Here is a 14,132-nt window from a genome sequence, read left to right as displayed (position 1 = left end):
TTTGAGTGGTAACTTTGCAATTTCAGGGAAAATACGATGACCAATCTACCTCCTTCCGACCCCAAGTCATCTGAAAAAACAGCCCTTGGCTTTGATGAATTTATTGCCATTTTGGTTGCCTTCGGGGCGATCGGGGGGATTCTCTTGTGGTCATTTTCTCGACGAGATGCTGGCTGGAACTTCAATATAGTGTTGTCGCCGACACCAAATTCCACAATCCAAACGCAACCAACTCCCACTGTTACCGCTCCAACTTCCCAGGTGCAGCCAACTACTAATCCTCAACTTGAGGCTGCACCTGTACCTCCCACAGAAATAGTTCCCGAACCTAGCCCAAATTCCTCTCAAATCCTGCCACCAGTCCAAGTACTTCCACTGAATTCAGCACCACAAATTGTACCTTCTTCTACATCTAAAAATCCAGAGTCATCAATTCCCTCATCGCCTTTACCTTTAGTTACCCCTGCTGAACAAAAATCAATTATTCCACCACCCATTGCCTTTAATGATGTACCGAGAAATTTTTGGGCAACTCGATTTATTAATGCACTTTCGGCGCGTGGAATTATTAAAGGATTCCCAGATTACACGTTTCGGCCAAATCAGCCTGTGAATCGGGCGGAATTTGCAGCCATTCTCCAGAAAGCTTTTGACACGGAACTGAGCAAAAATTCTGTACCTTTTAAAGATGTCTCAGGTAAATATTGGGCAACACCAGCCATTGATCGCGCTGTGGGTACAGGTTTTTTAAAGGGGTTTCCCGACAAAACTTTTAAACCCAACCAGAAAATTACCCGTGTACAAGTTTTAGTGGCGCTGGTGAGTGGGTTGAATCTCAAACAACCAGCTAAACCTGCACAGATGCTAAGTATTTATCAAGATGCCAAAAATATTCCTAAATATGCCGTAACTAAGGTAGCGACTGCCACAGCTAATGGTTTGGTAATTACTGATGCTAATCCTCAACTCTTGTCTCCCAATCAAGCAGCCACCAGGGCAGAAGTAGCAGCAATGGTACATCAAGCTTTAGTTAAACTGGGAAGACTAGATAAAATTTCTTCTGAGAATATTGTGCATAGGCAAAGCCGGCCGCAGGCATCGCCTGAGCAAAGTTCACTATCTGAAAATAAATTAGCTAACGAACCGTAGCAAAGTGCTGAGTGCTGAGTAAGAACTTAGTATTCTCGGAAGTTTCAGTCATTAATATAGTCATAGGCTAAGAGAGGGTAGTGCAGAACACTACCCTCTCTTATGTGTTTGAAATTATAGCGGTAGTCAGAGATGTTAAGACAAGTTGAAAGCTTGAATGCCAGGAATAGTAAGACTTTTACCTCCTGCCTTCAGCAAAGCTGCCTCCTGCCTCCTGCTATAAATTGCAGTGATAGTTAGTTATTATGCGCCAGGAGCGTTTTTACCAACAACTTGTGATTTGAGAGTTGTAATTTCGTTAGTTAGCTCTTTTCTGGTTGAAGCCTTGAGTAAATAGCGGTAAATAAACCAAGCAGAGTAACCAATTCCAATCAACTCAAAGGTAGGTGCTACCAAAGGAATATCATTCAAAGAATCTAATATTGCCAAAAGTACCTTAACTGCGACAAGTGCGGTCAAAATTAAGCCAACACTAACTAGGGGCTGCTTGTATTTATTGAAGAAGCTACCCAGATACTCAGGCAGTGATGCTAAAAAGCTAGAAATTTGTTCGCCGTATTTCACCCATTCCTCTTGAGGTTGAGCAGGAGGCTGGAGTTTAGTAATGGTACCTGTTTGGCTGTTGATATCTGCTACTGCTGCTTCTGTGGATTTTGTTTCTGCGAATTCCGGTTCTTGCATCTTAATTTCCATAAATTTGACAGTTGGGTTTTTTTAATCCGGACAATTACAACCAAAAGGCTGTGATTAGACAAGGCACAAGTTGATCAGACTTGGATGGGTAACACATTGTATTCCCTATAACCATAAATGCCTCTAACCTCTACTGCATCAACTCCAGGGTAGACAGTCACTAGAAGGACAGAAGCCAAAAATGGTAGGCTGTGTTACTACATCTATCTGAGTTTTGTGTGTGTCAATCAACTGCAACCTTCAGGATGAGATTATCCCATGCCGTATCAGTTGCTGATAATCGTACTCATGCAAGTACAATTCATGCAAAAATCAGATCACCTCTCATTTATACAAGGTTAATCGCCGATTTTAACTGAATATTAAAGCTATCTTCAGCCAGATTCGTCAATGAATCCATTGGTCATTGATGTGAATACTTAATAAAAGTTCTTCTGTATTCACGTATCTGGCTTTTATAAATCAGGACTGATGCACAAAAGTTGTCTGATAAGAATGGGTGTAAGGATGTAAGGGTATAGGTGTGTATGTATCCAAAACCTTTACACCCTATACCCTTTCACCCCTACACCCAATTTCCACAGTTGTGGAAAACGAGTTACTTAAGTTCAATTTAGTCCCAATCTGGCATTTGTGCGCCATCTTCACCACCAACACCGATGCCTGTGTTAAAAATATCTGCATCGGTGATATTCATATTGTCCATTGATGCGCCGTAGACGTTGGAGTCATGAATTTGAGCGCGGGTAAAATTCACGCCGTCAAGATTAGCTTTTTTAAAGTTAACGTTGGTGACAAAAGTTGAAGATAGGTTAGCTCCTTTCAAATTTGCATTGGTGAGGTCTGCACCTTCGAGGTTTGCGCCTACAAGGTTAGCTTTAGAAAGGTTGGCACCACGTAAATCTGCACCAATTAAATGAGCGCCACTGAGGTCAACTCCTGCTAGATTACACCTCTGACATTCCCCAGTAGATAAAAGCCTTTGTAAATCTTGCGAATTCCCTGCTTTCACAGAGGTGGCAAAAATGAGGGGAGTTGTTGCTAAGGCTATAGCGGCAAATAGCTTGAATTTCATAATCTTTCCCCTTTGTATTGAAGTTGTAACCGTTCTTTTCCTCACGATTCTATTATCTCACTAAATTTCTGGACAATGTTGATTTAACTCACAAAATCAAGGTGATGTTTAATAGTTTGGTCAACGACATAAAAACAGTGTTGATGCGGGTTTTGGGCTGGCGATCGCTCAAAAAACTTACCTAAAATTACCAATCTTTATCTTGTTAAATCTTTTTAAGAAATTCAAGCATTTATTTTGAATTGTCATTAGTTCTTAACCGGAATTTTTATATTATTAATTGACACTCAGTATGATGTGATTTTGGTATGTTAAATTACCAAGAAATCACGGATATAACGATTCACTAGCTGGGGTTGTTCTTGCTGTACCCAATGTCCACAATTGGGAATATACTGAATTTGTAAGTTACTGACATAGGCATCAGTTCCATAAGTAAGTTCTTTGCCAAGAGCAGTATCATTTTCGCCCCAAATCATCAGTGTTGGGACATTTATAATTTCCCAATTTTTGCTAGGTAAAAAGTGAGAAAATACATTGCGATAGTAGTTGAGCATGGCTGTTAAAGCACCAGATTTAGCCGCCGCATTTTTATAAGCAGCTAGGTCAGATTCAGTAAAAGCATTTTTATTAACTGCTGTGCCTTGAATAGTCTGGGCAATTGGTTGATAGTCAAAAGCTTGCAGGAGAAATTCTGGTATCATTGGCAGTTGAAATAAGAACATATACCAGCTACGTAATAATTGTTGGGGAGTTGATAATCCCTGAGAAAATTTGGCTGGGTGTGGTAAGTTAAGTATGATTAATTTATCTAACATTTCTGGGTGAGCATCAGCAAAACACCAAGCGATCGCACCACCCCAATCATGCCCAACTAAAACGCATTTTTCGTGACCTAATCCTTTAATTACACCCGCAACATCTTTAATGAATTCATCCATAATATAAGCTGATTGCGCTTTGGGTTTTTCACTATCGTTATAGCCACGCAAATCTAAAGCCACCACTTGAAAATTTTCCGCAAACTCTGGTATTTGATGCCGCCAAGAATACCAAAATTCTGGAAACCCATGTAGCATTAACATTAAAGGGCCTGTTCCTTGGGTAACATAGTGTAGTTTCAAACCATTGGTAGTTATATATTTATGTTCCCAAGCATTTTTAAGATCAGACATTTGTTGTATTTTTAAAATAACTAATCTCGCTATTGTGGAATTATGTACCAAATTACTATCCCTAACATCTGTTAAAGGGCAGTGTTTGGGGTGGTAGTAATGTCAGAAAATTCTAATAAAAGTGTGAAGCACCTAGTCCCGACGAATGAAATTCGGGGCTATACAAACAAAGTCCGCCTATCGCGCTGGCGCTGCGCTTGGCGCACCACGCGGACTGAAGAAAAATATATGGTTTGAAACCCGCGCAGGCGGGTTTTGTCCGTGTAGCCGCGACTTCAGTCGCTTCAGTCGCCCTGTGCAAGATATGTGTTACAGTTCAGACTCCTCATGAAACCTATGAACCCAAAAGAAATTCGCGGTGTCTGGCTGACAACCACCGATAGTAAAGTTTTCCGGTCACAACAACGCATTGCAGCAGCGATGGACTTGTTGGCAGAAACAGGATTTAATGTTGTGTTCCCTGTGGTTTGGAATAAGGGCGTGACTATGTACCCCAGCCAAACTATGCAGCAGACTTTTGGGGTAGAAATTGACCCGATGTCTGTTGGTCGTGACCCTTTCGCGGAGGTGATAACTGAGGCGCGGCGAGTGGGGTTAAAAGTTATCCCTTGGTTTGAATATGGGTTTGCGAGTTCTTACAACTTGAATGGTGGAATGCTGTTACAGCAAAAGCCAGAATGGGCGGCGCGTGATAGTCAAGGTAATTTGTTGCAGAAAAATGGTTTTGAGTGGATGAATGCTTTTCATCCCCAGGTGCAAGATTTTTTGTTGAATTTGGTTTTGGAAGTGGTGAAAAATTATGATGTGGATGGGATTCAAGGAGATGATCGCTTTCCGGCTTTACCATCAGAAGGAGGGTATGATCCTTTAACAGTTGCCCGTTATCAGCAGCAATTTGGCACTCGTCCGCCCCAAAACCCCCAAGATAAACAATGGTTACAGTGGCGTGCCGATATTTTGACAGATTTTTTGGCACGTTTATATGGCGAAGTCAAAAGCATTAATCCTAACTTGTTGGTGTCGATGGCACCAAATATTTATGATTGGGGATTGCGCGAATATCTGCAAGATTCTCCCACATGGTTGAAGTTGGGCATAGTGGATATCATTCACCCGCAGATATATCGCCGCGATTTTAATAGTTATAAAGCGATCGCTAACCGACTAGCAAGCTGTCAGTTTAGTGATGCAACTCTCCCCAAGTTAGCACCGGGAATTTTGCTCAAGCTTGGTAATTACTCCATCAGCCCAGAATATCTTGTGCAGGCGATCGCTTACAACCGCCGACTGGGAATTTCTGGCGAAGTCTACTTTTTTTTACGAAGGTTTGCGCGAAAATAACAATGCTCTTGCTCAAGTTTTGCGAAATGGCCCATACTCTCAACCTGCGGCGTTTCCGACTTTGGCTGATTTACAGCAACCAAGCAACAGCTATTCTTTGTCATTCTGGCAGAGAATCAAGAGATTCTTCAAAAATCTTTTTTAAAGGATAAAGCGCGTGGCAGATAAATTACAGATAGAACAGGTAATTCAAACTCTCAAACAAGATTTACCCACACTCTTTGAGCAAGATATTACCTATGATATTTATACGCAAGATATCTATTTTAAAGACCCAGTAAATAAATTTAAATATAAATTTAACTATCGAATTATTTTTTGGACATTACGATTTCACGCCCAATTATTTTTTACTCAAATTGCATTTGATTTACATGAAGTTTATCAATCGGCAGAAGATACGATTTTAGCAAAATGGACAGTGCGTGGTGTTTTACGTGTGCCTTGGCAAGCTAAGATATTTTTTAATGGTTATTCAACTTACAAATTCAATTCAGATTATTTAATCTATGAACATATTGATACTTGGGATAGAAAGCCAGGAGAGATTTTAAGGCAATTTATTCAAAAAGAGTAACACTTAAGTTTGCTCAATATTCACCTCTGTTAAACCTGAACTGAATTAAACAATCCCAGCCGAAGAAAAGTAGGTGTGAAAAAGCAATTTTAACTGAACTGTCTAGCAATTAGCGTCATCGGCAAATACAACCGTCGAAACTGACCGGGAAACGCTGTGAACCCATGATGTTCATAAAAAGCCCGCACCTGCTCATCTTTGGCATCAACTACCACTGCCATTGCGGCAATCTCACTCATAAAGCTGCGCCGTAAGGCATCAACAAGTAAGAATGCTCCCAGTCCTTGTCCTTGGTAGCGTTCATCGATAGCCAGCCGCCCCAATAACGTAGCCGGAACAAGCGGATACCTTGGCAACTTTCCACGTAGTACTTTTGGTAAGTCTTCCACCTGAATCGACGTAGCCGCCAGCGTGTAATAGCCAGCTATCATATTTGCGTCAACATCACACAGTACGAATGGCGTTGCTACATAGCGGCGCAAATCCTGACCAGCCTGTTCTCGCAGATAACGGTCGAGAGCTTCAATTCCACACCGGAAATCTACTCGATTATGTCCAGTGTTGAGCAACTCGATGGTATACGTAAAAGCAGGGAGACTCACGGCAGCCTCATACTTTCTTTATAACGGCTGATTGCCCGTGCCAATGGGGCATCAGCGTGGAGAGCAGGCGGATTGAGGAGAGAATCAACGAAAGCAATGCTGTCTTCCCGGCTGAGTTTGATGAGGGTATGTTCTTCAATTGTTTTGATTGCGGCCTCTTGGGCATGACTGACCACGAAATCTGTGACTGTTCGGCCTTCTAGGTCTGCTGCCCACTGCAACAATTCTTTCTGTTCACGGGTCAGGCGTGCTTCCAAGCGTTCAGATTTGCTACGTCTGTCTTCTGTTTTGCCAGGGTTTTGTTTGTTAGACATCAGGAGTGGCTCTTTTTTACTCTCTATCTTTTATGGTACGTCCTAAAGCCGTACAGAACAATAAAGCTTTTTGAGGCTAGGTGTAGAAGTGTCAGGGTATTTCAGGTTCAAAATATTGAGTGGGTCAAGAAATATTTATAGCAGGACAGTAAACAGTAGATAATCTGTATTATGTATTGTGATTTTCTGAGATTTATCTTTTCTATCAGCTAAACAACGATATCATGACAAAAAAAATATTGACTGGTCTGAATATAGTCAGATTACAACATCCATTTGATCAAAAAGCTTTAGCGGCTTTAAATAAAATGCCTGGTTTACCTTTAGTGTTAAAAAAGGTAAATGAATATGGAATTGACCGTTTACTGAGAATGCAAATTATCGGTGGTGAATTTCGCGTGATATCGCAAAATTTTCCCAAATTATATGATGCGTTTACAGAAAGCTGTCGAATTCTTGACTTGACTCCCCAGCCGGAACTTTATTTATTTCGTGGTACGGGACATATTCAAACTAATGCTGTTGGTGTAGATAAGCCAATGGTGAGTGCGAATTTAGAAGCAATGGAATGGTATTCTCCCTCTGAATTATTATTTGCATTTGGATGTGAAATTTCACGCATTAAGGGTAAATATATTGCTTATCAACAAATGGCAAATGTGATGCCATTGTTAAAAAATATTATTAATAGTACAACTTTTGGTTTGGGAGGGTTAGCGGCTGGGGGGATAGAAGTAGCTTTATGTAATTGGATTTTGATGTCAAAATTCACATGCGATCGCGCGGGTTTATTAGCATGTCAAGATATTAATATTGCCATTACCGCACTGATGAAGTTGGCTGGTTTACCATCGGAATATATAAATGCAGATACCATTGCCGAGTTTCAAGCGCAAGCACGAGAATTTTCGCTCATTAGTTTAGATAACTTGGATCAAGTCACGAAAATATTTAGCTTTATGGAGTACAAATTTCCCTGGTCGGTGATGCGAGCTTCCGAATTGTTAAAATGGGTTGATTCGGGAGAATATGAAAAGTTGCTACAATCAGAAGATGTAGACCAAGCAGCCGATACAGAAGACAAAACAGATGCAGAGAAAGATGCGGAAGATTGGCAGTTTATGTCGTCTTGGTAGGATTATCTTCTCTCAAGTTATAGCAGTCTTACAATAAATTACAAATAAATCTGCTCCCCGCTCACAACTCCCTAACTCAATTTAGATATATGGTTATGAGTTCTTTGACATTAAATTTAGATACTGTTCACCTCACAGACGAACAATTTTATCAATTATGTCAAAATAACAGTGAATTAAAATTTGAACGCACTACCAAAGGACAGTTAATTATTGTATCGCCTGTTGGGGGAGAAAGTGGTAATCGAGAAGCTGATTTAATTATTGATTTAGGAATTTGGAATCGCCAAACTGGACTCGGTTATGTTTTCAGTTCTTCAACTATCTTTAAGTTACCCAATGGTGCTGATCGTTCTCCTGATGTCGCTTGGATTCAACTAGAATGTTGGCAAGCACTTACTCCCGAACAAAGACGCAAATTTCCCCCCATTGCACCAGATTTTGTCATTGAGTTAAGGTCAGTAACCGATGATTTAGCAATGCTACATTCTAAAATGACAGAATATATGAATGCAGGTGTGCAACTAGGATGGTTAATTAATCCTCAACAGCAACAAGTTGAAATTTACCGCCAATTACAGGATGTAGAAGTCAGAAATCTGCCAACAGAGTTATCTGGCGAAAATGTTTTGCCTAGGTTTATCTTAAATCTATCTTGTTATTAAGTAAAAAGAAAATTACTGTAGTGGAATGACACGACTACAATAAGACAACAGATTAATTAGTTAAAATTAACCTTTAGAGAAAAAAGCTGATAATTTAGTGCCTTGGACTAAACACCAACTTCTGCTTCATCAAGAGGTCGTCCGACAAAATTATCTAACTATAATTTAATATAACTTAAATTATAGGAAGAATTAATTTTCATCACAGTTTAACTGACGTTATATTGGGTTAGTGTCAATTGTCAAATATCAAATTTGACGTATATTAATGATATGTGATAGCTTTTATTACTGTCGTTAACAAAAGTCAATATTGTGCGATCGCTTGTTACATGCTTCACTTTAGACAGTTGCACTCAGGCTCATGAAATTTTCAGCTTTGATGACAAATCTCGGTTGCATATAGCTCTGAATATATATACTAAATAGAGTAAATTAATTGTTAATCAGATTTTGAAATTAGGCGAGTTTAAGCGAGAAATTATTTCTTAGCCATAGCAATTACATCATAATTTGGTGGTATTCTCCAGCTAAAATCCAAGAATATTGTCATCAAAATGACTGGCTCTCTTTCAGATAACACAACTTTATGGAAGAGGGATAACATAATGTTGGTTGGATTCAATATCTATTTTTGAGGTATTTCCAGTCAAATATCTCTAGTAGTAGATTAAACTGAAACAATGGCAAACCCCGAAAATTCCAGGGTGAATATATGTTTGTTGTGCGTTTGAACCCAGAACTAACTTATCTCATCTATAAAATATGAAGGTGGAGTAAAAGGTGACTAGTATTGAAAATCACGTCTTCTCTTTTTCAGGAGAAGTATTAATTCCTCAAGCTCCTCCTGAATATAAATCGGGGTTTATCGGCATTATTGGTCGTCCAAATGTCGGTAAATCTACTCTAATGAATCAATTAGTTGGTCAAAAAATTGCAATAACCTCACCAGTAGCCCAAACTACGCGGAATCGTTTGCGAGGAATTTTGACCACAGAAGCAGCACAATTAATTTTCGTCGATACACCGGGAATTCATAAACCCCATCATCAACTGGGGGAAGTGTTAGTGCAGAATGCCAAGATTGCCATTGAATCAGTAGATGTGGTGCTGTTTGTAGTTGATAGTACAGCTGCTTGTGGTGCTGGCGATCGCTACATTGCGGAGTTATTAACCCACAGTCACACCCCCGTAATTTTGGGACTAAATAAAATTGACCAGCAACCAACGGATTCCCAGTTTATCGATGAAAGTTACCAACAACTAGGTGATGCTAACCAATGGCCGTTAGCAAAATTTTCCGCCAAGACTGGTGCAGGATTGCCAGAACTACAAGAACTACTGACGGAAAATTTAGAAACTGGCCCCTTATACTATCCGCCTGACTTGGTGACAGACCAACCAGAACGCTTTATTATGGGCGAGTTAATTCGGGAACAGATTTTACTGTTAACCCGTGAAGAAGTGCCGCATTCTGTGGCGATCGCCATTGATAAAGTAGAAGAAACACCATCAATTACCCGCGTCATGGCTACCATCCACGTCGAACGCGATTCCCAGAAAGGCATTTTAATTGGTAAAGGTGGTTCCATGCTCAAAGCCATTGGTAGTGCCGCCCGCGAACAAATCCAAAAACTCATCTCCGGCAAAGTATACCTGGAACTTTTCGTCAAAGTCCAGCCAAAATGGCGACAGTCTCGGTTAAATTTGGCAGAGTTTGGCTATCGCGTGGAAGAATAGAGAAGTTAATCAATAGTCAATAGCTATTGGACTATTGACTATTGACCATTGACTAGATAAAAAAAATGTCTACCAATCCTAGCTACTCCTTCAATCTGCCGAATGATCAACCTGTGTTGCGCGTGTTGATTGTGGAAGATGATCCGATGATGCAACTAGGACTAGAACAATCACTGATGGCGCAACCCCAGTTGGAAATTGTTGGACAAGCAGAAGATGGTTATTTAGGGGTACAAGCAGCCTTAAAATTAAAACCAGATTTGGTAGTCATGGATATTGGTTTACCGCGCCTGGATGGAATTGCGGCGACACAGCAAATCAAAGCGGCTTTACCAGAAACCCATGTAGTAATGCTGACATCCCACACCACTGAAACAGAAGTGATTGCGGCACTTTCCAGTGGTGCAGATGCTTATTGTATCAAAGGTGCGAGTGTAGAAAGACTGTTAAAAGCGATCGCTGCCGCAGTTGATGGCGCAACTTATTTAGATCCGCAAATCGCCAGACGTGTTATCGATAATCTCAAACCTCCCGCAACCCAAGGAAACACCGCCAACCTTTCCACCAGAGAGTTAGAAGTTTTAAAACTGATGGTAGAAGGTTTAAGCAACCCCGAAATTGCGGAAAGACTGTATCTGAGTCCCAATACTGTCAAAACCCACGTCCGTGGAATTATGAACAAACTAGCAGTTGATGATCGTGTTCAAGCTGCTGTAGTTGCACTGCGATCTGGTTTAGTGTAGTTAATAATATGTGATGGTTGCGAGAAATTAACTCGACAGAATGTCATTTTTCACTCGTATTTAAAAAGAATTAATGACATAACATTGACACAGATTTGTCAAAACTTTTCAGAATTAAACCAGTCTAAATCAGAGGATGAGTTTTCATTCTGCATTTAGGTGAGCAAGGTTATGACTCATAGAATTACTCCGGTTAGTCTGTTACTAGGATTAGTTGCAGCTTCTTTAGGTAATGGTATTGCATCGGCTGATATCCCTGGTAAACATCCATATTATATTCATGCTCGTAGTGACCTGCGACAAGCAGAATTACTCTTGCAAAAAGCCGATGAATCTAATGTTCTTCAAGAAGAGAAAGCAGCATATTCTAAAGTTCATGCAGCGATCGCAGAACTTGACAAAGCTGCTGTCCTAGATCGTAAAGATGTCAATAATTATCCAGCAATTGATAGTTCATTGAAACATTTAGATAAGTTTCGCAGTGTTTACAAACTTTTACGCAGTGCAGAAAAGGATATAGGGAGAGAGGAAGATAACCATTCTGCTGTAGGTTGGCGTAATCGAGCCAAAGTTAATATTGAACAAGCAAAACACTATGTCGAAAATGCTGCTAGTAAAGATGTAATTGACGATTTAAGAGCTAGTAATTACTAAGTAAGTGGGTATGAATATTTATAGTTAGGGAAAGGCAGGAGGCAGAAGGGAAGAGGGTTTGGGGCAACTTTACTTTTAGTTACATACTTCGGTTTTTTTACACCTTTCTACTTAATTAAAGGGTTTGAAATAGGATGAAGGGGTATAGAGTTGTAAGTGTTCAAAACCCTTACACACTCATCCCTCAACACCTTACATGCTTGTTTCATTCAATCCTGACCTTGTTTTAAAGGAATCATAATTACAAATTCTGTACCTTTACCCGGAGATGAAATACACTCCAGGGTTCCATGATGATTTTCGGTGATAATTTGATAACTAATTGACATTCCCATTCCTGTACCTTTACCAATGGGTTTTGTAGTAAAAAATGGGTCAAAAATCCGTTTTTGAATATCTTCTGGTATACCCAAACCATTATCAGCAATTTTAATAGAAATCTGAGTTCCATTCACGACTGTGGTATCAATCCGAATTCTACTAGGAGAAGCTTGCATTTCCTGTAGTGTGCGTTGTGCATCTCGTTCTTCTATAGCATCGATCGCATTAGTTAAAATATTCATAAAAACTTGATTGAGTTGACCAGCATAGCACTCAACCAAAGGTAATTTACCATAGTCTTTAATAACTTTAATACCTGGATAATTAGGTTTAGCCTTGAGACGATTGTCTAAAATTAATAATGTACTATCAATACCTTCGTGCAGATTCACCGCTTTATATTCAGCTTCATCAAGGCGGGAAAAATTGCGGAGAGATAGGACAATTTGGCGAATGCGATCGGCTCCTATTTTCATCGAAGATAATAGCTTGGGTAAATCTGATATTAAAAATTCTAAGTCGATAGCATCAATTTCTTCTCGAATCACATCCACAGGATAAGGATAATTTTCTTGATAGAGATTAATCAGCTTGAATAAATCATGAACATAATTAATAGCAGGATTAATATTGCCATAAATAAAGTTAACCGGATTATTTATTTCGTGAGCTACACCCGCTACCAGTTGTCCTAAAGAAGACATTTTTTCACTTTGAATTATTTGAGATTGAGTCCGTTTTAATTCTTTGAGTGTTTGTTCTAGTTGTTGGGTTTGCTGTCTGAGTGCTGCTTCTGCAATTTTGCGATCGCGTGATTCAATCACCAGCCGCACAAAGTCAGTGATTGAGCCAATAAAGCTTTCTTCTTCTAATGTCCACTGGCGCGGGGTGATCAAATGCTCACAACAAACTACACCAATTACTTCCCCTCTCGACCAAATCCGCGCATCCAGCATCGAAGTAATTCCTAATGGAGTTGTATAAGTTGCAGAAAATTCAGCAGTACGAGCATCAGTATGCACATCAGTCACTGCAATTATTTGTTCTTCTTTCAGAGCTTGAAAATATTTCGGGAAGTCGCAGACAGATAATTTCAAACCATCACTGTGGCGATTATATTCCTGTTCGTATAAATCCACACATTGAATTTCCGAACGGTCTTCTGTGTATAACCAAACACTAACACGCCCAACCTCAAGACCTAAACTAGCTACTTCAGTTACATATTGAATAGCAATTTGAAAATCATCATGTTGTAATTTTTCACTCTGCACAAGCTGTTGAAGCGCATTACTATGTCTGCGAAAGCGTTTCTCAGTTTGTTGGCGTTCATAAATTTCTTGTTCTAACTTATTGATTGTCTGAAGTAATAAAGTAGTTTCAATTTGATCTTGGGGAACAACCAGCCGAATTGAACCTACTAAAAATGAATTACCAGCTTCGTCAGATAATAAGCTTTTTTTAGTAGATATGATTTGGGTTTTACCTTGGTAATCTGTGATTAATTCTTCATTTTCATCAGTTACGCCTGTGGTAAGAACCAGTTCATCTCTCGCCCAAAAAACATCGGCTTGGGTTTTGCAGAAAACATCATAGTCAGACTTACCAATTAGTGCTGTTCGCTCATATCCAATGAACTGACAAAACGCATCATTAACAAACACCCAATTGTGTTGTCTGTTCTTCACAAAAATGGGATCAGTAATGCTGTTCAGAACGCTCCACAGCAAAGCCTGAGAAGATTGTTGGGGTACAAAGTGGAAAAATGCCATCTTGCTGAATCCTGCAAGTTAATGGCTCTATTTTCGGCAGATCATCCCAAATTAAGAATGATTCACACAAAAAATTGCCAAAGTTTTTCCTTAGTATGCCCAATATATATTAAAATTTAATATCCCTATGCAAATATCTTGCGCCTAATATAAGTAGCTCTCCCTTGTCCCTAAT

At 39.7% G+C, this 14,132-nt stretch carries 14 protein-coding genes and 1 pseudogene; 9 read left to right on the top strand and 6 right to left on the bottom strand.

Annotated features, from left to right (window positions below; genetic code table 11):
- Positions 1-36: 36 nt before the first annotated feature.
- Positions 37-1,149: an S-layer homology domain-containing protein gene (locus ACX27_RS00270; RefSeq protein WP_062286990.1), complete on the top strand. Its 1,113-nt coding sequence runs from the start codon at positions 37-39 to the stop codon at positions 1,147-1,149.
- Positions 1,150-1,392: 243 nt separating this feature from the next.
- Here ACX27_RS00270 and ACX27_RS00265 read toward each other — a convergent pair whose 3' ends face one another.
- From ACX27_RS00265 to ACX27_RS00255, 3 genes are all read right to left on the bottom strand, one after another.
- Positions 1,393-1,830, bottom strand: a complete 438-nt coding sequence (locus ACX27_RS00265; RefSeq protein WP_062298046.1) for a CAAD domain-containing protein — start codon at positions 1,828-1,830, stop codon at positions 1,393-1,395.
- Positions 1,831-2,455: 625 nt separating this feature from the next.
- The gene (locus ACX27_RS00260; RefSeq protein ID WP_062286988.1) at positions 2,456-2,917 is read right to left on the bottom strand and encodes a pentapeptide repeat-containing protein; all 462 of its coding nucleotides are present in this window, start codon (positions 2,915-2,917) and stop codon (positions 2,456-2,458) included.
- A gap of 311 nt (positions 2,918-3,228) precedes the next feature.
- The gene (locus tag ACX27_RS00255) at positions 3,229-4,092 is read right to left on the bottom strand and encodes an alpha/beta fold hydrolase (RefSeq protein WP_062286986.1); all 864 of its coding nucleotides are present in this window, start codon (positions 4,090-4,092) and stop codon (positions 3,229-3,231) included.
- Between the two features lie 99 nt (positions 4,093-4,191).
- On the opposite strand from ACX27_RS00255, the gene ACX27_RS32150 reads away from it, so the two are divergent.
- From ACX27_RS32150 to ACX27_RS00245, 3 genes and pseudogenes are all read left to right on the top strand, one after another.
- A complete protein-coding gene (locus ACX27_RS32150) occupies positions 4,192-4,329 on the top strand; it encodes a hypothetical protein (protein WP_158507324.1) in 138 nt (45 codons plus the stop codon).
- A 99-nt stretch (positions 4,330-4,428) separates the two neighbouring features.
- Positions 4,429-5,578 (top strand): annotated as a pseudogene (locus tag ACX27_RS00250) (glycoside hydrolase family 10-like protein).
- 12 nt (positions 5,579-5,590) lie between these two features.
- Positions 5,591-6,010: a DUF2358 domain-containing protein gene (locus ACX27_RS00245; protein WP_062286984.1), complete on the top strand. Its 420-nt coding sequence runs from the start codon at positions 5,591-5,593 to the stop codon at positions 6,008-6,010.
- 89 nt (positions 6,011-6,099) lie between these two features.
- Here the strand turns inward: ACX27_RS00245 and ACX27_RS00240 are convergent, their stop codons facing one another.
- Both ACX27_RS00240 and ACX27_RS00235 read right to left on the bottom strand, forming a co-directional pair.
- Positions 6,100-6,612 (bottom strand): GNAT family N-acetyltransferase, encoded by a 513-nt coding sequence (locus ACX27_RS00240; RefSeq protein ID WP_062286982.1) that lies wholly within the window; start codon positions 6,610-6,612, stop codon positions 6,100-6,102.
- Positions 6,609-6,926 (bottom strand): type II toxin-antitoxin system TacA family antitoxin, encoded by a 318-nt coding sequence (locus ACX27_RS00235; RefSeq protein ID WP_062286980.1) that lies wholly within the window; start codon positions 6,924-6,926, stop codon positions 6,609-6,611. Before ACX27_RS00235 ends, ACX27_RS00240 begins: the two co-directional genes overlap by 4 nt.
- 224 nt (positions 6,927-7,150) lie before the next feature.
- Here ACX27_RS00235 and ACX27_RS00230 point away from each other — a divergent pair, with 224 nt between their 5' ends.
- From ACX27_RS00230 to ACX27_RS00210, 5 genes are all read left to right on the top strand, one after another.
- Positions 7,151-8,062 (top strand): M48 family metallopeptidase, encoded by a 912-nt coding sequence (locus tag ACX27_RS00230; protein ID WP_062286978.1) that lies wholly within the window; start codon positions 7,151-7,153, stop codon positions 8,060-8,062.
- Positions 8,063-8,157: 95 nt separating this feature from the next.
- Complete coding sequence (locus ACX27_RS00225; RefSeq protein WP_418006564.1) at positions 8,158-8,727, top strand: Uma2 family endonuclease; 570 nt, start codon at positions 8,158-8,160, stop codon at positions 8,725-8,727.
- A 783-nt stretch (positions 8,728-9,510) separates the two neighbouring features.
- The gene (gene era / locus ACX27_RS00220; RefSeq protein ID WP_062286974.1) at positions 9,511-10,467 is read left to right on the top strand and encodes a GTPase Era; all 957 of its coding nucleotides are present in this window, start codon (positions 9,511-9,513) and stop codon (positions 10,465-10,467) included.
- A gap of 65 nt (positions 10,468-10,532) precedes the next feature.
- Positions 10,533-11,210, top strand: coding sequence for a response regulator (locus ACX27_RS00215; RefSeq protein WP_062286972.1), 678 nt, complete (start codon positions 10,533-10,535; stop codon positions 11,208-11,210).
- A gap of 171 nt (positions 11,211-11,381) precedes the next feature.
- Positions 11,382-11,864: a hypothetical protein gene (locus tag ACX27_RS00210; RefSeq protein WP_062286971.1), complete on the top strand. Its 483-nt coding sequence runs from the start codon at positions 11,382-11,384 to the stop codon at positions 11,862-11,864.
- A gap of 209 nt (positions 11,865-12,073) precedes the next feature.
- Here the strand turns inward: ACX27_RS00210 and ACX27_RS00205 are convergent, their stop codons facing one another.
- On the bottom strand, positions 12,074-13,957 hold the full coding sequence (locus ACX27_RS00205; RefSeq protein ID WP_062286969.1) for an ATP-binding protein: 1,884 nt from the start codon (positions 13,955-13,957) through the stop codon (positions 12,074-12,076).
- Positions 13,958-14,132: the final 175 nt, after the last annotated feature.

The sequence above is a fragment of the Nostoc piscinale CENA21 genome (assembly GCF_001298445.1).
Taxonomy (GTDB): Bacteria; Cyanobacteriota; Cyanobacteriia; order Cyanobacteriales; family Nostocaceae; genus Nostoc_B; species Nostoc_B piscinale_A.
The sequence above is the reverse complement of the archived record's forward strand: the minus strand, read 5'-3'. Positions and strand labels throughout refer to the sequence as shown.

Coding starts and splice junctions, on each gene's coding strand:
- ACX27_RS00265 (WP_062298046.1), bottom strand. CDS start 1,830: ATGCAAGAACCGGAATTCGCAGAAACAAAATCCACAGAAGCAGCAGTA.
- ACX27_RS00210 (WP_062286971.1), top strand. CDS start 11,382: ATGACTCATAGAATTACTCCGGTTAGTCTGTTACTAGGATTAGTTGCA.
- ACX27_RS00230 (WP_062286978.1), top strand. CDS start 7,151: ATGACAAAAAAAATATTGACTGGTCTGAATATAGTCAGATTACAACAT.
- ACX27_RS00205 (WP_062286969.1), bottom strand. CDS start 13,957: ATGGCATTTTTCCACTTTGTACCCCAACAATCTTCTCAGGCTTTGCTG.
- ACX27_RS00215 (WP_062286972.1), top strand. CDS start 10,533: ATGTCTACCAATCCTAGCTACTCCTTCAATCTGCCGAATGATCAACCT.
- ACX27_RS00255 (WP_062286986.1), bottom strand. CDS start 4,092: ATGTCTGATCTTAAAAATGCTTGGGAACATAAATATATAACTACCAAT.
- ACX27_RS00225 (WP_418006564.1), top strand. CDS start 8,158: ATGAGTTCTTTGACATTAAATTTAGATACTGTTCACCTCACAGACGAA.
- ACX27_RS00260 (WP_062286988.1), bottom strand. CDS start 2,917: ATGAAATTCAAGCTATTTGCCGCTATAGCCTTAGCAACAACTCCCCTC.
- ACX27_RS00235 (WP_062286980.1), bottom strand. CDS start 6,926: ATGTCTAACAAACAAAACCCTGGCAAAACAGAAGACAGACGTAGCAAA.
- ACX27_RS00270 (WP_062286990.1), top strand. CDS start 37: ATGACCAATCTACCTCCTTCCGACCCCAAGTCATCTGAAAAAACAGCC.
- ACX27_RS32150 (WP_158507324.1), top strand. CDS start 4,192: ATGTCAGAAAATTCTAATAAAAGTGTGAAGCACCTAGTCCCGACGAAT.